The sequence below is a fragment of the Actinoplanes lutulentus genome (assembly GCF_003259845.1).
Classification (GTDB): domain Bacteria; phylum Actinomycetota; class Actinomycetes; order Mycobacteriales; family Micromonosporaceae; genus Actinoplanes; species Actinoplanes lutulentus.
In genome coordinates this window covers 533,063-551,622 of record NZ_QLMJ01000005.1, presented here as the reverse complement: position 1 = coordinate 551,622, position 18,560 = coordinate 533,063, and the positions used below count along the sequence as shown (strand labels likewise).

General features: G+C 70.4%; 13 protein-coding genes and 1 pseudogene. 9 read left to right on the top strand and 5 right to left on the bottom strand.

Translation table 11 applies throughout. The features are described from left to right. Nucleotides 1-1,215: pseudogene (locus tag B0I29_RS45745) on the top strand (VCBS repeat-containing protein); the annotation flags it as partial. An 84-nt stretch (nucleotides 1,216-1,299) separates the two neighbouring features. After that, complete coding sequence (locus B0I29_RS15265) at nucleotides 1,300-2,733, top strand: serine/threonine-protein kinase (RefSeq protein ID WP_111649604.1); 1,434 nt, start codon at nucleotides 1,300-1,302, stop codon at nucleotides 2,731-2,733. 100 nt (nucleotides 2,734-2,833) lie between these two features. On the opposite strand, the gene B0I29_RS47425 is transcribed toward B0I29_RS15265, so the two are convergent. Next, nucleotides 2,834-5,998 (bottom strand): bifunctional cytochrome P450/NADPH--P450 reductase, encoded by a 3,165-nt coding sequence (locus B0I29_RS47425; RefSeq protein WP_111649603.1) that lies wholly within the window; start codon nucleotides 5,996-5,998, stop codon nucleotides 2,834-2,836. A gap of 93 nt (nucleotides 5,999-6,091) precedes the next feature. Between B0I29_RS47425 and B0I29_RS15255 the strand changes: the two genes are divergently transcribed. The 7 genes from B0I29_RS15255 to B0I29_RS15225 all read left to right on the top strand — a co-directional run bounded on the left by B0I29_RS15255 (nucleotide 6,092) and on the right by B0I29_RS15225 (nucleotide 11,639). Beyond that, nucleotides 6,092-6,616, top strand: coding sequence for a TetR/AcrR family transcriptional regulator (locus B0I29_RS15255; RefSeq protein WP_181557814.1), 525 nt, complete (start codon nucleotides 6,092-6,094; stop codon nucleotides 6,614-6,616). A 269-nt stretch (nucleotides 6,617-6,885) separates the two neighbouring features. Continuing rightward, on the top strand, nucleotides 6,886-7,188 hold the full coding sequence (locus B0I29_RS15250) for an urease subunit gamma (RefSeq protein ID WP_111649601.1): 303 nt from the start codon (nucleotides 6,886-6,888) through the stop codon (nucleotides 7,186-7,188). After that, nucleotides 7,185-7,604: an urease subunit beta gene (locus tag B0I29_RS15245; RefSeq protein ID WP_111649600.1), complete on the top strand. Its 420-nt coding sequence runs from the start codon at nucleotides 7,185-7,187 to the stop codon at nucleotides 7,602-7,604. Before B0I29_RS15250 ends, B0I29_RS15245 begins: the two co-directional genes overlap by 4 nt. A gap of 109 nt (nucleotides 7,605-7,713) precedes the next feature. Continuing rightward, entirely contained in the window at nucleotides 7,714-9,432 is a 1,719-nt protein-coding gene (locus B0I29_RS15240) for an urease subunit alpha (protein ID WP_111649599.1), read from the top strand. Nucleotides 9,433-9,490: 58 nt separating this feature from the next. Then, nucleotides 9,491-10,138, top strand: coding sequence for an urease accessory protein UreF (locus B0I29_RS15235; protein WP_111649598.1), 648 nt, complete (start codon nucleotides 9,491-9,493; stop codon nucleotides 10,136-10,138). Further along, complete coding sequence (gene ureG / locus B0I29_RS15230; RefSeq protein ID WP_111649597.1) at nucleotides 10,128-10,841, top strand: urease accessory protein UreG; 714 nt, start codon at nucleotides 10,128-10,130, stop codon at nucleotides 10,839-10,841. The genes B0I29_RS15235 and ureG overlap by 11 nt, the downstream gene beginning before the upstream one ends. A gap of 30 nt (nucleotides 10,842-10,871) precedes the next feature. Next, nucleotides 10,872-11,639, top strand: coding sequence for an urease accessory protein UreD (locus B0I29_RS15225; RefSeq protein ID WP_111649596.1), 768 nt, complete (start codon nucleotides 10,872-10,874; stop codon nucleotides 11,637-11,639). Nucleotides 11,640-11,743: 104 nt separating this feature from the next. Here the strand turns inward: B0I29_RS15225 and B0I29_RS15220 are convergent, their stop codons facing one another. From B0I29_RS15220 to cphA, 4 genes are all read right to left on the bottom strand, one after another. Continuing rightward, entirely contained in the window at nucleotides 11,744-12,646 is a 903-nt protein-coding gene (locus tag B0I29_RS15220; RefSeq protein ID WP_111649595.1) for a sigma-70 family RNA polymerase sigma factor, read from the bottom strand. A gap of 180 nt (nucleotides 12,647-12,826) precedes the next feature. Then, nucleotides 12,827-13,078, bottom strand: a complete 252-nt coding sequence (locus B0I29_RS15215) for a hypothetical protein (RefSeq protein WP_111649594.1) — start codon at nucleotides 13,076-13,078, stop codon at nucleotides 12,827-12,829. Nucleotides 13,079-13,244: 166 nt separating this feature from the next. Next, nucleotides 13,245-15,233: a serine/threonine-protein kinase gene (locus tag B0I29_RS15210; RefSeq protein WP_245972534.1), complete on the bottom strand. Its 1,989-nt coding sequence runs from the start codon at nucleotides 15,231-15,233 to the stop codon at nucleotides 13,245-13,247. Nucleotides 15,234-15,611: 378 nt separating this feature from the next. Beyond that, complete coding sequence (cphA, locus tag B0I29_RS15205; protein WP_111649593.1) at nucleotides 15,612-18,401, bottom strand: cyanophycin synthetase; 2,790 nt, start codon at nucleotides 18,399-18,401, stop codon at nucleotides 15,612-15,614. Nucleotides 18,402-18,560: the final 159 nt, after the last annotated feature.

Sequence of the window (18,560 nt, the reverse complement as noted above, 5' to 3'; positions counted from 1 at the left end):
ATCACCATCGACGCCTCCGCACCACCGGCGCCGGACGTGACCAGCGACGTCTTCCTCGAAGCGACAGCGGACGGCGCCACCTGGGCCACCGTGAAATTCGGCCAGACCGGCCCGGTCACCTTCGAGTCCACCGGCGCGACGAAGTTCACGTTCTCGTTCTCCGGCCAGGAGCCGCGGACGCTGAACGCCACCGCCGGCAAGCTCACGGTGACCGACCTGAAGCCCCGTAACGCTGGTCCGAACGCACTGTGGGTCAAGGCGTTCGACGCGGTCGGCAACCCCAGCCCGCAGACCAGCTACGTCACGTACGTGATGCCGAGCGACGTCGCGGACCAGCCGCACGACCTGACCGGCGACAAGATGCCGGACCTGCTCGTCATCAACGGCGACGGCCGGCTGCGGACCTGTCCCAGCCAGCCCAACGGCGGCATCCACCCGTGTCTGGTCTCGTCGTACAGCACCGGGAACAAGCTGGACCCGACCGGACACTGGTTCGACTCGGTCAGCGGCAAGACGTCGCTCATCACGAAGTACGCCGACACCTACCCGGGTGACGGCACCACCGACCTGTTCGTCCGGCACTACGACGGCAGCTTCTGGCTCTACCCCGGTGACGGCTACGGCAGCTTCAACGTCGACCAGCGCCTGAAGGTCATGCTGCCGTCGAACGCCCCGGCCACCTCCACCTGGACGCAGATCAAGGCGGTCGGTGACATCACCGGCGACAAGCTGCCTGACCTGGCGATCCGGGCAGGCTCCGCGTTCTGGCTGCTGTCCGGTTACACCGGCGCCAGCTTCCAGACCGCGACGCTGATGGAGGGGACCGCCTGGTCCACCGCCGAGATCGTCAACATCGCGGACGTCAACCTCGACGGCACGCCGGACATGACGTTCCGCAAGCCGGACACCGGCATCATGTATCTCCGGCAGGGCAAGCCGGGCACGGTCGCGGGCAGCGTCACCCTGGACTCGCTCAAGACCGCCGCCGCCTCGCTCAAGGGCAGCGACGCCCAGTACGGCACCGGCTGGACCACCGCCAACGTCCCCGTCGTGGTGGGCATCCCGGACGTCAACGGCGACACGATCCCGGATATCTGGACCCGTCGTGGCGACACCGGCATCGTCAAGGTCTACTGGCCGAGCGCCACTGACACCGGCACCTTCAAGGACGCCATCATCACGGTCAACTGGTCGGCGATGAAGGGCTTCGGCTAGAAACCTGAGCAAAACCAGAACGGCGGGCCGGGTCACTCCGGCCCGCCGTTTTTTCGACGGCGATTAATGGGTAGGGGTTAACCCATGCCTCAGCCTGGAGAGTTGCTCGGTGGCCGTTACCGCCTCGACGACCGGATAGCGGCCGGCGGCATGGGCGAGGTCTGGCGGGCCTCGGACATGGTGCTCGGCCGGCCCGTCGCGGTGAAGACGCTGCTCGCGGGGTACGCCGGCGACGCTGGGTTCCGGAGCAGATTCCAGCACGAGGCCCGGGCCATGGCATCACTGCGGCACGCCAGCGTCGTGCCGGTCTACGACTTCGGCGACACCGGCGAGGGCGCTGCCTATCTGGTGATGGCGCGCGTCGACGGCCAGCCGCTGGACAAGAAGATCGCCGAACGCGGACCTTTGAGCCCCGCCGACACCATGTCCATCGTGGCCCAGGCCGCGCGAGCGCTGGCCGCCGCACACGAGGCCGGGATCGTCCACCGCGACGTCAAACCCGGCAACCTGATCATCGAACCGGACGGCACGGTCGTCCTGGTGGACTTCGGCGTCGCGCGCTCCGCCAATTCGCTCACGCTGACCGGCGCGAAAGAGGTGGTCGGCACCGCGCTCTACATAGCACCGGAGCAGGTGTCCAAGCAGACCACCGGACCGCCCGCCGACATCTATGCGCTGGGCGCGGTGGCATATCACTGCCTCGCCGGCAAGCCGCCGTTCCTCGGCGACAACCCCCTCGCCGTCGCGCTCCAGCACGTCAGCGAAGAGCCGGCCCCTCTGCCAGGCAACGTTCCCGATTCGGTACGGGAACTCGTCGCCACCGCGATGGCCAAAGATCCGAACAACCGCTTCGCGTCGGCCTCCGCCATGGCTGACACAGCAAGCAACCTGCTGCTCAGCGATGCCGACGCAGCCCCGGACCCGGAAGAGACAAGCGTCCTGCCGGTAGGTGCGGTCGCAGCAGCCCTCGAAGAACCTGCACCCAACGTGACGAAAACAACGGCGTGGGTCATGCCGGACGAACCGCCGCCGCCCGTCGAGACTCCGCCGGCCGGTGGCAACCGCCGCAACCTCGTACTCCTCTCGATCATGCTCCTCGCCCTGATCAGCGCCGGAATCCTGATCGCCGTCGCCAACCCGTTCGGCTCCTCCCCGAAGGACGCCCCGGCCAGCACTCCCGGCAACCAGGCGCCGCTCAGCGAGCCGAGCGCGACCAAGAACGGCAAGGGCACCAAGAACAACACCGGGAACGATGGCAAAGTCGCCGCTACCAGCGACAACGATGAAAAGCAGGAGACCTCACCGCGCCCGGCCGCACGGCCGTCGCAGCGTTCCACCGCCCCTGCGGCGCCGGCCACCACCGAACCGGAGACGACGACCGAGACCACCGCTCCGGCCACCGAGGCCCCGGCGACCGCGACCACCGAACCGGAGACGACCACGGCGCCGACCGGCGGGTCCGAGGAGGGCGACGACAGCGGCGAGGAGAGCGAGCAGGAGACCGAGGACACCGCGTAGGTGACCCGGAAAACGAGTTGGCTGAACCCGGCCCCGGAGGCTTGAGTCGTCCCCTGGGGCCGGGTTTAGCGTCGTCGTCATGCCAGGGTCAGAGTCAGCGTCAGGCGAAGACATCCTGCTGGTAACGGCCGGACGACTCGAGCGAGCGCAGCCACACCTCCGCCTGTTCGGCGGTCGAGCCGGTGTGCCGGCGATACAGCGCGAGCAGCTCACCACGCACGGCGGGCGCCATCCGGGCGCCATCACCGCAGAGATAGATGTGGGCACCCGCCTCCAGCAGCTCCCACACCTCGTCGCCCGCTTCGGCCAGCGCCTCCTGGACGAAACGGTGCGGGTGATCCGCCACCGCGGAAAACGCGAGGTGCAGCTCGGTCACCCCGTCCGCCGCCCACTGTTCCATCTCGGCGCGATAAAGCCAGTCGTGCTCCGGGTGCCGGCAGCCGTAAAACAGCTTGGCCGCACCTCGCCCCTCGATCAGCGCGCGCTCCTGGAGAAAACCGCGCAGCGGGGCGAAACCGGTGCCCGGCCCGATCAGGATCATCGGGGTGGCCGGGTCCGCCGGCGGGCGGAACGGCGGCGCCGGCACTCGCACATGTCCGTAAAAGACGTCGCCGGGCTCAAGCCGCGCGAGGTACTGCGAGCACATCCCGCGATAACGCCCGTTGCCGGTGCGAGCCGGCCCGTCGACCAGGCCGACCGTGATGGTGACCAGCGACGGGTCGACCTTCGGCGACGACGAGATGGAATAGAAGCGCGGCCGGATCGTGCCCACCAGCTCCAGGAAGACGCCGAACGGCAGCTCGATCGCGGGAAACCGTTCGAGCAGGCTCAGCAGCGAGATCCGCTTCGCCAGGACCTCATCGGCGTACGCGGAGCTCGCCTGCTCCGAGTCCTCGGTCCAGGTCGCCAGCTGCCGGGTCGTCCACGGGCACTGGGTGTGCTCCGCGAGCGTGGCGATCTGCCCGCGGGTGGCCGGTTCCTGCAGCTCGACGAAATCGGTGAGCAGCAGACCCGCGGTGACCGGCACGCCGATCGGCAGCCCGGTGGGCCGTTCGCCGTCCTGACTCAGCCGCACCACCAGGTCGCGCGAGATCCGCAGCGTGTGCAGCGCCCATTCGACCAGCTCAGGGTCGTTCTTGGCGTAAACGGCGAGGTGGTCGCCGGCGTCGTAAGAGACGCCCTCGGGCAGCCGCACGGTGATCGCCTTGACGCCGGGCCGCGGCGCTTCCCGGCTGAAATCCCAGAGCCCGTCCGGGTCGCCGACCAGCTCGTCCTTGGCGAAAACCATGAGTGGGTACGCCTGACCGGAGACCACGGCCGGCCGGATCTGGTCCTCGCCGAGCACCTCCAGGGAATAGCGGGGGCCCGCCGCCGACGCCGCCGAGGCGCCGAAGGACGCGGCGAGCGCCGTCCACAGCCCTTCGAGCCAGGTCGTCGCCATCCCGTCGAAATCGCCGGCCGCGTCGGTCTCGCCGCGCGCCACGATCGGGGTGGCGCCGGCGTTCGCCAGCTTCGCCTCGACCCGCTTGGGAAACGCCTGATAGGTGGCCCACTGCGTGTTGCCGTTGCCCAGGACGGCATACGAAATGCCGTTCAGGGCGCCGGGCTCGATCTCCAGGTCCTCGAAAAGCTGCGCGTTGTCCGGCGCCTTCCCGTTGTAACTGGAGGTGACCACGGCGAGCAGACCTTCGGCGGGCAGGTCGCCGGCCAGGTCGTCGAGGCTCTGCACGCTCACGTCGAAACCGGAGCGCCGGGCACGGTCGGCCAGCAGCTGCGCCAGGTCCTCGGAGGTTCCCAGGTTCGAGCCGTACGCCACGCGCAGGCGTACCCCGGCGGCCTGGACCTGGGCCACCTCGGTGGCCGGCGCCGCGGCAGCGAGGTCTCCACCCACGGCGATGCGTTCGTGGTCCTGGCGCACCCGGATCCGCAGGCGGAAATCGTCGGGCTTGATGGTCAGGGTCTGCTTGATGGTGAGCTGGTGGCCGTCCGGGTCCGCGACGGCGAAACGCTGGAGGACCATGGCGAGCGCGAGCCGGGCCTCGGTCAGGGCGAACTGTCGTCCGATGCAGGCCCGCTCGCCGTTGCCGAACGGCTTGTAACCGTGCGGGTGGTGCTCGGCCTTGCGCTCCGGCAGCCACCGGTCGATGTCGAAGGCCTCCGGGTCCGGCCAGGCCACCGGGTTGATGTGCAACGGCCTCATCAGCACACCGATCTTCTGGTGTGCCGGGATCTCGTACTTTCCGCCGAGCAGCGTCGCCTCACGCGAGGCCAGGCCGATGAACGGGATCGGCGAGAGCAGCCGCAGCGTCTCGTCGAGGATCCGCGGGATCACGTCCAGCCTCATGACAGCTTCGTACGTCGGCACGGTGTCCCCGGGCAGCACCCGGTCCACCTCGGCATATGCCTGTGCCAGCACGTGCGGGTTACGCAGCAGCAGGTGCAGGGCGAACGAGAGGGTACCGCTGGTCGTCTCGTGCCCCGCGATGAGGAACGTGAGGACCTGGTTGCGGATGTTCTCGTCGGAGAGCTGCCCGCCGGAGACCGGGTCGGCCGCGTCCAGCATCAGCCCGAGGAGGTCGTTCGACTTCTCCCCGCTGGCGCGCCGCGCGCGGATCACCTCGTCGACCGTCTCCTGCATGACCGCGATGTCCGAGCGGTACTTGCCGTCGGCCTCGCGCTTGAGCCGGGTGACCAGCGGCAGCTGACGGGCGCGGTGCATCACCTCGGTCAGCGCGTTGCCCATCGCCTGGAGGAACGGGTGCAGTTCCACCTGCTCGTACGACTTGAACGACTGGCCGAAACCGGCGAGCGCGATGGTGTCCAGGGTCAGCCGGGTCATGTCGTCGGTCACGTCGACGACAGTCCGGCTCTCCCACGCCCCGATCAGGTCCTGGGCGACCTCCAGCATCTGCGGGAAATACGCCTTCATCGACCGCTGGCTGAACGCCGGGAGCAGGATCCGGTGGGCCTGACCCCAGACCTCTTCGTCCTCCCGGGCGGTGAAGAGACCGTCGCCGGCGAAATCACGGACGTCGCCGAGCGGTCCGTCGACCGGCTTGTAGAAGCGCGACTCGTCGCACACCTCGGCGACCAGGTCGGGGTCGTAAACGAAGACCACGTGCCGCCCCGCCAGGTTCAGTTTGAACAGACCTCCGGGGTGCTGTGCTGCCAGGTCCGCGAAGAACTGGTGGGTGCCTTCCACCGGGACCTGCAGTCCATTGCCGACGATCGGCAGGCCGCGCGGGGCGGGAATGGCGGCGGTCAAGGGAGATCCTCCTCAGCCATACGGTGTATGGCGGGTACCATACGGCGTATGGGAGAAACCGGAAAGTCAGGTGATCAACGTTTAACAAAGGACATGATCCTGAGATCTGCGCTGAGGATCATCGATGCCGACGGCGTGCAGTCGCTCAGCATGCGCAAGCTCGCCGCCGACCTGGGCGTCAACCCGATGTCGATCTACCACCACGTGGCCAACAAGGCGGCGCTGCTCGACGGCGTGACCCGGCTGGTCACCGACGGCGCGCGGCACATCGAGGTGTCCGGCGGCACCTGGCAGGAGCAGTTGCGGCAGCTGGCCTACGAGTTCCGCACCCTCAGCCTGGCGCACAGCAACCTGATCCGGCACGCGTTCTCGGTCGACGACGTGATCCAGCGGGACGGGCCGATGTGGCGCACGCTCTGCGCGGTGCTCCGCGGCGCCGGCCTCCCCGAGCCCGAGGTGGAACGCACCGGCGCGGTCCTCGCGGTGCTGGTGGGCGGCCTGCTGCACACCGAGGTCAACGGCACGATGCGGCGGCTGATCGGCGAGGGCGAGGCCGACGACACCGGCTTCTCCCTGGCGGTCGACCTCCTGATCGACGGCGTGGCAGCCCGAGTCTGATCCACGGGCCGACAAGCCGGCGGGCCGGGTCTGAGCCACGGGCCGACGAGCCGACGGCCGGGACCGAGCCACGGGCGGGCGGGCCGACGGCCGGGACCGAGCCACGGGCGGGCGTGTTTGCCGAGAATTTGCCGGGGAAACCGGGCAGTCGCGGGATTTTGGGCAGCCAGACGACGATCATCAGAATCGGACGGCGGGTGGCAGATGGACGGGTAACACGTCCGAAACTTCCAGCTGCGAGCATTCCGGGGCGCGATCAGGAGGTCCCTTTGTTCCTCAGCCAGCACGAGCAGGAAAGACTGCTCATTCATGTGGCGGCAGATGTCGCCCGGCGGCGCCGCGAGCGCGGTCTGCGGCTCAACTACCCGGAGGCTACCGCGATCATCACCGCCTTCCTGCTGGAAGGCGCCCGTGACGGCCGCACCGTCGCGGAGTTGATGGATGCCGGCCGGCGGGTGCTGACCCGGGAAGACGTCATGGACGGTGTGCCCGAGATGCTTGCCGAAGTGCAGGTCGAGGCCACTTTCCCGGACGGGACGAAACTCGTCACGGTGCACGGGCCGATCTCATGACGATTCCCGGCGAAATCCTGCACGGCGACGGCGACATCGAGATCAACCCGGGTCGTCAGACGCTGGAGCTCACCGTTCGCAACACCGGTGACCGGCCTGTCCAGGTCGGCTCGCACTACCACTTCTCCGAGTCCAACGCGGCTCTGGAGTTCGACCGCAAGGCCGCCTGGGGTTACCGCCTCGGTGTGCCGGCCGGCACTTCGGTCCGCTTCGAGCCCGGCATCCCCCGTGACGTGACGCTGGTCGCGCTCGCCGGGCGGCGCATCGTGCCGGGCCTGCGTGGCCTGGCCGGCGGCCCGCTCGACGCCGACGCACCGGCGCCCGCGGCCGACCCGTCGGACATCGAGCCGGCCGGGTCCCTCGACGAGGACACCGGCGAGAGCCAGCCCAACGGCGACAACGGGAGCCCCCGTTGAGCCAGGGCACCAACCGGACGAACGAGAACAGCCTCATCCACCGGACGAGCACGAACAGCCTCGCCCACCGGACGAGCACGAACAGCCTGGCGTGGACTGGAGAACCGGCATGACCTCACTGGACCGCGGCCGGTACACCGCTCTCTACGGACCCACCGCCGGTGACCGGATCCGGCTCGCCGACACGAACCTGCTGATCGAGATCGAAGAGGACCGCAGCGCCGGGCCCGCGCCCGGCGACGAGGTCGTCTTCGGCGGCGGCAAGGTCATCCGCGAGTCGATGGGTCAGTCCCGCGCCACCCGCGCCGAGGGCACCCCGGACACCGTGATCACCGGTGTGGTCGTTCTCGACCACTGGGGGATCATCAAGGCGGACGTCGGCATCCGTGACGGGCGGATCGTGGCGATCGGCAAGGCCGGCAACCCGGACACCATGGACGGTGTGCACCCCGACCTGGTGATCGGCGCCAGCACCGAGATCATCGCGGGTAACGGCAAGATCCTCACGGCCGGCGCGATCGACAGCCACGTGCACCTGATCAGCCCGACGATCCTGGACACGGCGCTCGCGTCCGGCATCACCACGATCATCGGTGGTGGCACCGGGCCGGCCGAGGGCACCAAGGCCACCACTGTCACGCCGAACGCGTGGCACCTGGCCCGGATGCTGGAGGCGCTCGACACCTTCCCGATCAACGTGCTGCTGCTCGGCAAGGGCAACACGATGTCGACCGAGTCGATGTGGGAGCAGCTGCGCGGTGGCGCCGGCGGCTTCAAACTGCACGAGGACTGGGGCACCACGCCGGCCGCGATCGACGCGTGCCTGAGCGTGGCGGACGCCTCCGGTGTGCAGGTGGCGATCCACACCGACACGCTGAACGAGGCCGGCTTCGTCGAGGAGACGCTGCGGGCCATCGCCGGGCGATCCATCCACGCCTATCACACCGAGGGCGCCGGCGGCGGGCACGCGCCGGACATCATCACCGTGGCCTCGCAGCCGAACATCCTGCCGTCGTCGACGAACCCGACCCGGCCGTACACCCGGAACACCCTCAGCGAGCACCTCGACATGCTGATGGTCTGCCACCACCTGAACTCGGCGGTGCCGGAGGACCTGGCGTTCGCCGAGAGCCGGATCCGGCCGTCCACGATGGCCGCCGAGGACTTCCTGCACGACCTGGGCGCGATCTCGATGATCGGCTCGGACTCGCAGGCGATGGGCCGGGTCGGTGAGGTCGTCACGCGTACCTGGCAGACCGCGCACGTCATGAAGGCGCGCGTCGGGTCCCTGCCCGGCGACGGGGCCGCGGACAACGAGCGGGCCAAGCGGTACGTCGCGAAGTACACGATCTGCCCGGCCATCGCGCACGGCATGTCCGAGCAGGTCGGCTCGATCGAACCCGGCAAGCTCGCCGACCTGGTGCTCTGGGATCCGGCGTTCTTCGGCGTACGCCCGGCGCTGGTGATCAAGGGCGGAATGATCGCGTCCGCGCAGATGGGTGACGCGAACGCGTCCATCCCGACGCCTCAGCCGATGCTGCCCCGGCCGATGTTCGGCTCCTACGGGGTGGTTCCGGCGCAGACGTCCGTGGCGTTCGTCGCCCCGGCCGCCATCGACGCGCTGCTCTCCGACCGGATCGGGGTGAAACGGGCGCTCGTCCCGGTCGCCGACACGCGCTCGGTCGGCAAGGCCGACATGATCCGCAACGACGCGATGCCCCGGATCGAGGTCCAGGCGGACACGTTCGAGGTACGCATCGACGGCCAGGTCGTCGAACCCGCACCGGTCAGCGAGCTGCCCATGGCCCAGCGGTACTTCCTCTTCTGATGCCGGCTCCTCACATGCCCGCTCTGCTGGTGCCTGTTGACCGCGAGGGGGTGGCGGCTTGAGTCTGGCGACCTTGCTGCTGCTCGCGGACGGGCGGCTTCCCTCCGGTGGGCACGCGCACTCCGGTGGGCTGGAGGCGCAGATCGCCGCCGGCCGGGTGAAAGACGTCGCCGGGCTCGACGGGTTCCTCCGGGGCAGACTCGCCACCGGAGGGCTCGTCTCGGCCGCGTTCACGGCCGCCACCTGCGGTGATGTGCGCCGGTGCGCCGAGCTCGACGCCGGGCTCGACGCGCGGACGCCGTCGCCCGCGCTCCGGAAGGCTTCCCGGGCACAAGGACGTGCCCTGCTCCGCGCCGGGCGGGCCATGTGGCCGCTGACCGGCGCGGCCGGCCGGGAACCCCATCAGCCGATCGCGCTGGGTGTGCTGGCCGCGGCCGCCGGGCTGACGCCCGGTGAGTCCGCCGTCGCCGCCGCGCACGGCACCATCACCGGTCCGGCCAGCGCGGCGGTCCGGCTCCTCGGGCTTGACCCGTACGCGGTACACGCGCTATTGGCTCGCCTTGCTCCTGAATGTGACCGGATCGCGGCGCTGGCCGCGGGACGGTACCGCGACCCGGTCGACGATCTGCCGTCCGCGGGCGCTCCACTGCTCGACATCGGCGCCGAGCACCACGCCACCTGGGAGGTGCGTCTCTTTGCATCCTGAACTGCACGAACACGGCCCCGATGAGGTTCCGCACACCCACCCTGAGGCGGGCGTCGACCCGCACGAGCCGCTTGCCGCCGGAGCGCGTGCGCTCCGCATCGGCATCGGTGGACCGGTCGGCTCCGGCAAGACGGCGCTCGTCGCCGCCCTGTGCCGGGCGCTCGGCTCCGAGCTGCGGCTCGCCGTGGTGACGAACGACATCTACACCACCGAGGACGCCGACTTCCTGCTGCGCAACGGCGTACTACCGGCCGAGCGCATCCGCGCCGTCGAGACCGGGTGCTGCCCGCACACGGCGATCCGCGACGACATCTCGGCGAACCTGGACGCGGTCGAGGACCTCGAGGAGAAGCTCGGGCCGCTCGACCTGGTGCTGGTCGAGAGCGGCGGCGACAACCTGACCGCGACGTTCAGCAAGGGCCTGATCGACCAGCAGATCTTCGTGGTCGACGTGTCCGGCGGCGACAAGGTGCCCCGCAAGGGCGGTCCCGGCGTCACCACCTCCGACCTGCTGGTCATCAACAAGACGGACCTGGCCCCGATGGTCGGCGCCGACCTGTCGGTGATGGAACGGGACGCGGGCGCACGCCGTGGCGAGCTACCGACCGTCTTCCTCTCCCTCGCCGAGGACAAGCAGGCCACCCCGGTGGCGGACTGGATCCGCTCCCTGGTCACCGCCCGCACCGCCCATGCCGCGGTCTGACCGTCCCGCTCCGCGAACGAGGCTGGGCTGATGCGGGCCGATGCACGGGTCGTCGCCGAGTCCGACGGGCTCGGCGGCACCCGGCTTCCGGTGCTGCGGGGTGAGTCGCCGCTGCTGTTGCGGCGTACCGGGCCGCGGACCGGTGGTGGCGTCACCGTTCATCTGGTCGGTGGCGCCGCCGGCCCGTTGCGGGGCGACGAACTCCGTCTGGAGATCGAGGTCGGCCCGGGGGCGTGGCTGGAGTTCCGGAGCGTGGCGGCGTCACTGGCCCTGCCCGGACGGTCGTTCCTGCCCGCGTCCCGGCTCACCGTCGTCGCGACCGTCGCGGCCGGCGGGACGCTGCGATACCTCCCGGAGCCGCTGATCGCGGCGGCCGGGTGCGACCACGTGGCCGTCACCCGGGTCGACGTCGAGGAGGGCGGTGCCCTGCTCTGGCGCGACGACCTGGTCTGCGGCCGGCACGGCGAGCAGTCCGGCGACGTGCGGGCCGACACGACGGTCCGATACGCCGGGACGACCGTCTACCGCCACGAGCTCTCGGTCGGTCCCGCCGCGCCCGGATGGTCCGGTGCCGCGGTCCTGGGCGGCGGCCGAGCCGTCGGCACGGTCGTGGCAGCCGGCCCGGGCACCGATCCGGCATCCGCCGTGCCCGGCCCCGACGCGGCCGCCATGCCACTGGCAGCGGGCGGCCTGCTGCTCAGCGCGGTGGGCCAGGACATCCGCCAGGTGAGCGCGGTGCTCGATCCCTACTGCGCCAGCCACCCAACAGCCCAGCTCCGGACTCTGACGCCCGCTTGACGCGTACAAGAGACGCGTACAAAAGGCGCGTACAAAAGACGCCCGCTTGACGCGTACCACAGTGGTGAGGGTGACCGACATGGTCGCCCTCACCACCGATGTGGTTATGCCGCCACGGCGATCGGGACGCCATGGGCGTCGGTCAGGGCGAGCCTCGTGTGAAGGCTGCCCTGTTGGGCGACCTTGGCGAAGTACTCCGTGCGGCGGCGTTGCAGGCAGCCCTTGCGGGTGCGCGGGCCTCCTGCCGCGACGACCAGGAGTTCCGGGGCGAGGGAGCTGTTGAGGCCCTCGCGGAGCAGACGCAGTGCCTCGGTGCGCAGCTGCGATATTCGTGATTCGGTGACGCCCAGCCTCGCCGCTACCTCGCTCAGCGGCTGTTCCTGCAAGAAGGATTCCTGCACGACCTGACGCAGCCGTTCGGGCAGCGCCTGGATGGCCTGGTGCAGATAACCGAGCCGTTCCCGCTTCAGCAGCAGATCCTCCGGGCCCTCCGACGTCTCCGGCACCATCTCCTCGGCCGCCCCGGTCGGAAACCCCTGGAGGCTGAGCAGCGACGCCTTCTGCACGTCGTCCTCGACACTGGCGAGTTCGGAGACGCCGATGCCGAGCACCTCGGCGACCTCGGCGTCGCTGGGTGTGCGGCCCAGCGCTGCGGTGAGCTCCTGCCGGGCGGTGGCCGCCCGGCGAGCTCTGGCCCGCACCGATCGGCTGGCCCAGTCCTGTCCGCGCAGTTCGTCCAGCAGCGCGCCGCGTATCCGGACAGCGGCGAAGCGATGGAACGGGATGCCACGCGTCACGTCGAAGGAGCGGGCGGCCCCTAGGAGCGCCGCGAACCCGGCGGAGGAGAGGTCATCTGCGTGGACATGGCCGGGTACTCGATTGAGCAGTTCCCGGACCAGATGGCCAACCATCGGCATGTTCTCGCGGATCAAGTCCTCGATGTCGCGCGCGGAGGGCGCGTCGTGGGTGATTCCGATGGTGGCGGGGACTTCGATCGTGGTGGTCACGTAGTCCTCCTCGCTCGTACGAACCGGCAGGTGAACACCGGCTGACGAGAAGAACTTTGACCATCGCGAGGTGCAGCGGAGGCCGAACTCGGTTGCTTTTATGGAGTTTTTTCATGAAAAACCTCAGGCCTGAAAGGTTTGAGGCAGGACTGAAGCACGAAACGGGCCCAGAAGGCCGGTTCAGTGCAGTACGGAAACCCGCGGCACCAGAACTTCGGTCAGCTCCGAGCGGGCCCACGTCATCCGCTGCACCGCGACGTCCGGATGGTCACCGAATTCGAGGGCCACGCCGGCCGCGCAGCCGTCACTGCCGTACCGCAGGATCATCGTCGTGATCGCGTCCTCGACGGTCTCCCGGCTCGGACGCTCCGACGGCTGGAGGCACGAGACGAAAAGCGCCTCGGCGGCCAGATCCTTGACTGTGCTGATCATGCCGATCTCCCGATGTCGACCAACTCCGCTATCCCACCCGCGCGGGCCTTGGCCCATCTTCCTCGCGAGTAGCAGGCCGGCCGGCAGCCACGCCGTGCGAAAGTGCCGCAATACGGGCTAATGCCCGCCAGTCGGTATCACCTTCACCGTACCTCCGCGTGCCCGTTCACTCCGATGTAACGGGTTCCGGGCACTCCCCTGGCACATCCGGGTCACAGTCGTCGTCGACGCCCGTACCGGGCTCCGGCGGCGGCGAGGCCGACGAGGTAGCCGGCGACGGTGACGACGCGGCCGGCGACGCGGAGTCGCTCGGGAAATCCGGAAGCGACGGCGGGACCGGCGACGACGGCGTGTCGTCGCTGGGAACCACCACGACCGGTTTCGTCGACGTCGAGGTGCTGGGAAGCGGGTTCACCACCACCGGGTTGCCCGAGGTCGACGACGACGGCGCCGGGACCGTGGGGGTGATGTGGACGTTGCCACCCGGGTCGATCGAGATGCCGGCGGACGGCGTGGCCGGGTCACCGAGCCGGACATCGCCGTTGGAGAGATGCTCGACCGGGCGGGACGGCTCGCCGGGCTCGGCCGAGACGTAGGCCTCGCACTTCTGCCCGTTGAGCTTGAAGACCATCGGGGCCGCGTTGCTCTTGGTGTAACGCCCGCTGATCTGCACGGTCGTGGTCTTCTGCCCGGCCAGCGGCGCGGCCGACGAGACCGTGACCCCGCTGCCGTCCTGGGTCAGCACGGTCTTGCCGTTGCCGGAGACGACCTGGTCGCCGGGCATGAGGAACCAGAGGTCCCACTCGTCGACCGGTGCCGACGCGCGGTTCGCCAGGGTCACCTGGGCCTTGAACCGCTTGTCGTCGTCGGACCAGACGGCGTAGCTGACCACGCAGTTGCCGGAGGCCGGCACCACGCTGGGCAGCGGGGCCGCGGTGCCGCCGGCGGCCTCTTTCGGCTGCTCGCCGAGGCCGGTCCAGCCGTACGTCAGCCCGGTCAGCAGCGCGACCATGCCGGTCAGCACCACGGCACGGCGGATGTACCTCTGCTTGCGGCTGGACGGGGGCCTGCCGGGAGGCGAGCCGCTCACCGGCCCCTGAGCGGCGCTGGGCCGCAACGGAGGCGGTGGTGGCGGCGGCGAATAGGGCAGCGGCAGGGGCGGCTGCGTGGTGCCGGCCGAGCCCACGTTCGGGTCGGTGGGGCCGGCGGCCGCGGCGGCCGGGCCGAAACCCGTGTACGGGTAACCGGACGGCAGGATGAAGGTGTCCTCGCCATCCGCCCAGTGCGCGTCGAACCCGGAGGTCACGAGCGGCGCACCGGCCGAGATGCCGGCGAGCACGTGGGCCACCTCGGCGGTGGGCGGCCGGTCCTCGGGACGCTTCTCCAGGCAGCGGGCGATGAGCGCTTCGACGGCGGGCGGAAGCCCTTCGACGGGCGGCATGGGCTCGGGCTCGGTGTACTGATGGGCGCGCAGCAGGGCCGTGGTGGTGCCCACGTCCCACGGCAGCTGGCCGATCAGCATCCGGTAGATCAGCAGGCCGACGGCGTAGACGTCGGTGGCCGGGCTGACCTGGCCGCCCTCGAGGCGCTCGGGAGCCAGGTATGCCGGGGTGCCGAGCAGGCTGCCGTCCGGGTCGACGTCATTTTCCCCGATCAGCGCGGAGATGCCGAAGTCGACGACCTTGGCGCCGGCCGGGGTCAGCATGACGTTGGCCGGGGTGACGTCGCGGTGCACGATGCCCCGGGCGTGCGCGGAGGCCAGAGCGGCGGCGACCTCGGCGCTGAGCCGCACGGCGGTGGGCCACGGCAGCATCCGGACCCGGGCCAGCACGGCGGCCAGCGACTCGCCGTCGACGAGCTCCATCACGACGTACGGCACCGGTTCGCCGTCGACGGTGGTCGCCTCGCCGTAGTCGTACACATTGGTGATGTGTGGATGCGTGAGCCGGGCGGCGGCCTGAGCCTCCGCGCGCAGCCTGCGCCGGAAGGAGGGATCGGCGCTCGTCGAGGGAGGCAGGACCTTGACCGCGACCTGTCGCCCCAGAACTTCGTCGAACCCTCGCCAAACCACAGACATCCCGCCGGCACCGAGACGCTCGACCAGTCGATATCGACCAGCGAGCAGCCCCGAACCGGGCAGGTCCGTCGTGCTCATGTGCCCCCACATGCGCGCTTCGAGATCAACACCGGACCGCACCGCCATGCGATCTGATGCCGGGCGAGTCAGGCCCACCATCGGACTCTGAGCATCCCCCATCAGCGGCGAGGATGTTAGTCCCTATCGGTCACCAGTTCGACTCGGCGAAGTGCGATCTAGCAGGCACTCGTTACGGTCAGTTCGCCCGTTGATGCCCGTCGTGCGGGGGTGAGATCGGCGCTCCGACACCGGGTGGCCACGTAGCGCCACGACAACGCTAGGGGATTGCCCGCTTCGTCGGAACTTGCGCTTTCAACGAACGGGTGTGTCCACTCACGATCGGTCAGTCCGACACTACGGAGAGAGATCGACTCTGTCCAAGATCTGTCATCTTGGTCACGCCCGGATTGTGGTCGGGGTCGGGGCGAAACTCCTCGCCACCCCCGGCTTGAAACTCGGTGCCGGCTTCATCAGCGGCAACCCCGCCACCGCGCCGAGACCCGCCAGGAACTCCCGGGTCGGCGCCCACTTCTCATAGATCACCAGGACCACCTCTCCCGGAGCCGCCAGCCCCAGCGCCTTGGTGATCGCGTCCTGGCACCCGTCGGCCCGGACCGCCCGCAGATCGGACCGCCGGGCCCGCATCTCCCGCTCCACCAGCCCGGCCACCTCACCGGGTGCCCGCCCGCGCGGGTCCGAGTCCTCGTAGAGCACCACCCGGGTCAGCCCATCCGCCAGCACCTGCGCCGACGCGGCCAGCAGGTCGTCGCGCCGGTCACCGGGCAGTGTCACGGCGGCCACGCAGCGCCGGGCGCCCCACAGCCGGTGCAGTGTCCGCAGGGTCGCCGCGAGGGCCGCCGGGTTGTGCGCGTAATCGACGAAGACCGACACGTCGCCGACCCGCAGCAGGGTGCCCCGGCCCGGGTTCGCCAGGCTCGGGTCGAACTCGGCGAGCCGGTCGGCCAGGGTCTCCGGGCGGGCACCGAGGGCCCGGGCCGCGGCGATCGCGGCGAGGGTGTTCGCGGCCACGTGCAGGGCGGCCCCGCCGAAGGCGCCGGGCACGTCGGCGAGCCGCAGCAGCGGGGTACGCCGGGCCCCGGTCGCCTGCACCAGCCAGCCGTCGTGCAGGACGTACGCCGTCGACCCGCGGGCCAGGTGCTCGGTGACGACCGGGTTCTCCGCGTCGAGGCCGAACCAGACGAGGCGCTTGCGGTCCGCGCGTACCCGGGGGCGGGTGGCGAGGCTGCGTACCCACGGGTCGTCGGCGTTGAGGACCAGGGTGCCGCCGTCGCGGACGCGTTCCGCGACCACCGCCTTCACGTGCGCGAGGTCCTCGATCGAGTCGAGGCCGTCCTGCCCGAGATGGTCGGCGGTGATGTTGGTGATCACGCCGACGTCGCTCCAGTCGTACCCGAGCCCGCGCCGCATCAGCCCGCCCCGCGCGGTCTCCAGCACGGCGGCCTCCACCTGCGGGTCGCCGAGCACCATCTGCGCCGATCGCGGCCCGGTCGCGTCGGCCACCAGGACGGTGCGCCCGTCGATCGCCACGCCGTCGGTCGCGGCCGTACCGATCCGCATCCCGCCGCCGCTGAGCAGGTGCGCGGTGAGCTTGGCGACCGAGGTCTTGCCGTTCGTGCCGGTGATCGAGACGGTCGGGATCCGCCCGTCCGACCCGCTGGGGAACATCGACCGCACGATCACGTCGCCCACGTCGCGGGCCCGGCCGCGCTCCGGGGAGAGGTGCATCCGCAGGCCGGGCGCGGCGTTCACCTCGATCACGCCGGCGGTCACCTCGTCCGGCTCACCGCCCGGCGGCAGCGGGGCGCCGATGTCCGGCAGCCTCAGATCGATCCCGGCGATGTCCAGCCCGATCAGGCCGGCCACCCGCTGGCAGAGCCGGGTCACGTCCGGGTGCACCTGATCGGTGACGTCGCAGCTCGTGCCGCCGGTGGAGAGGTTCGCGGTGTCCCGCAGCCAGACGGTCACGCCGCCGGCCGGCACGCTGCCCGGGGTGTGACCCTGCCGCCAGAGCAGCCGTTCGGTGGTCTCGTCCAGCTCGATCCGGGTCAGCTCGCGGGAGTGCCCCACCCCTCGGCGCGGATCCGTGTTGGCCTCGGTGACCAGCTCGGTCACCGTGGCACGACCGTCGCCGACCACGTGCGCCGCGACCCGCTCGGCCGCCGCGACCACCTCGCCGCCGATCACCAGCACCCGGTAGTCACGACCACTGAGCTGCCGTTCCACCACCACGTCGCGGTCGTTGGTCTCGGCGAACGCCCGCTCGACCTCGTCCGCGGCGTTCAGATTGAGGGCGACCCGCTCCCCCTGCCTGCCCCGCCGCGGCTTCAGCACTACTGGCGCGCCCAGCTCGGCGAAGAGCGCCACCGCTTCAGCCTGGGTCCGCGCCTCGCCGCCCGGCGCCACCGGGATGCCCGCCTCGATCAGCAGCCGCCGGGTCACGTGCTTGTCACCGGCGATGTCGATGCCGATACCGCTGGTCGCGTCGGTCATCGCGGCCCACGCGAGCCGCCGCCGGTTGCCCCAGCCGAGCCGGATCAGGCTGAGGTCGTCGAAACGTTCCACCGGGATGCCCCGGCGACGCGCCGCCGTGATGATCGCCCGCGTGCTCGGACCGGCCGCCTCACGCTCGGCAAGGGCGGCGAGCTCAGCGAGACGTCGCTCCAGGGTGCCGTCCGCTCCGCTGGGCGTCCCACGACCCAGGCCCGGGCGTACGCGCGAAGCACCACCGGGCACGGCCTGACCCCCGTGCACCGCGAGCACCAGGTCGATCGCCGCTTCGAGCAATTCCCCGGGTACGCGCGACGCGGGCGACTCGTCCACCGGGCACTCGACGATCACGTCGTAGACGCCGGGCTCGCCGGTCGACACGGTCCGGCCGAAGCTCACGTCCCGGCCGATCAGCTGGGAGAGTTCGAGGCAGACGTGCTCGGTGACGTGGCCGAAGTACGTCCCGTTGCGCAGCCGGCTCACGAAACCGCCGGGCGCACCGGCCGCGCAGTGGTGTTCGGCCAGATCGGGAAGTGACCGCAGCAGCCGCTCGGTGAACCCGGTGACGTCGGTGGTCTCCAGGCCGGCCAGCTCTTCCAGGCGCAGCCGGGCCACCACCGCCGGGCGGGACACGTACACGTTGGGGCCGCGCAGGCGGCGCAGAAAATCGATCTTCATGCGGCTCGTTCCCGTTCTGCGGCGGGCGTGCCGGCGGGCCCGTGGGGTGTGACGATGGCCGGGCGGGCCCGCTGTCGTCCGGCCGTACGGGAGCGCCCGCCACCGAGGCTAATCGGAACAAAACCGAAACATCCGGCTTATCAGATTTGTCGGGCGGGG

Bases quoted from the DNA above. Each gene is read 5' to 3' on its own strand.
- B0I29_RS15240 (WP_111649599.1), top strand. From the start codon at position 7,714: ATGACCTCACTGGACCGCGGCCGGTACACCGCTCTCTACGGACCCACC.
- B0I29_RS15255 (WP_181557814.1), top strand. From the start codon at position 6,092: ATGATCCTGAGATCTGCGCTGAGGATCATCGATGCCGACGGCGTGCAG.
- B0I29_RS15215 (WP_111649594.1), bottom strand. From the start codon at position 13,078: ATGATCAGCACAGTCAAGGATCTGGCCGCCGAGGCGCTTTTCGTCTCG.
- B0I29_RS15245 (WP_111649600.1), top strand. From the start codon at position 7,185: ATGACGATTCCCGGCGAAATCCTGCACGGCGACGGCGACATCGAGATC.
- B0I29_RS15210 (WP_245972534.1), bottom strand. From the start codon at position 15,233: ATGAGCACGACGGACCTGCCCGGTTCGGGGCTGCTCGCTGGTCGATAT.
- B0I29_RS15265 (WP_111649604.1), top strand. From the start codon at position 1,300: ATGCCTCAGCCTGGAGAGTTGCTCGGTGGCCGTTACCGCCTCGACGAC.
- cphA (WP_111649593.1), bottom strand. From the start codon at position 18,401: ATGAAGATCGATTTTCTGCGCCGCCTGCGCGGCCCCAACGTGTACGTG.
- B0I29_RS15225 (WP_111649596.1), top strand. From the start codon at position 10,872: ATGCGGGCCGATGCACGGGTCGTCGCCGAGTCCGACGGGCTCGGCGGC.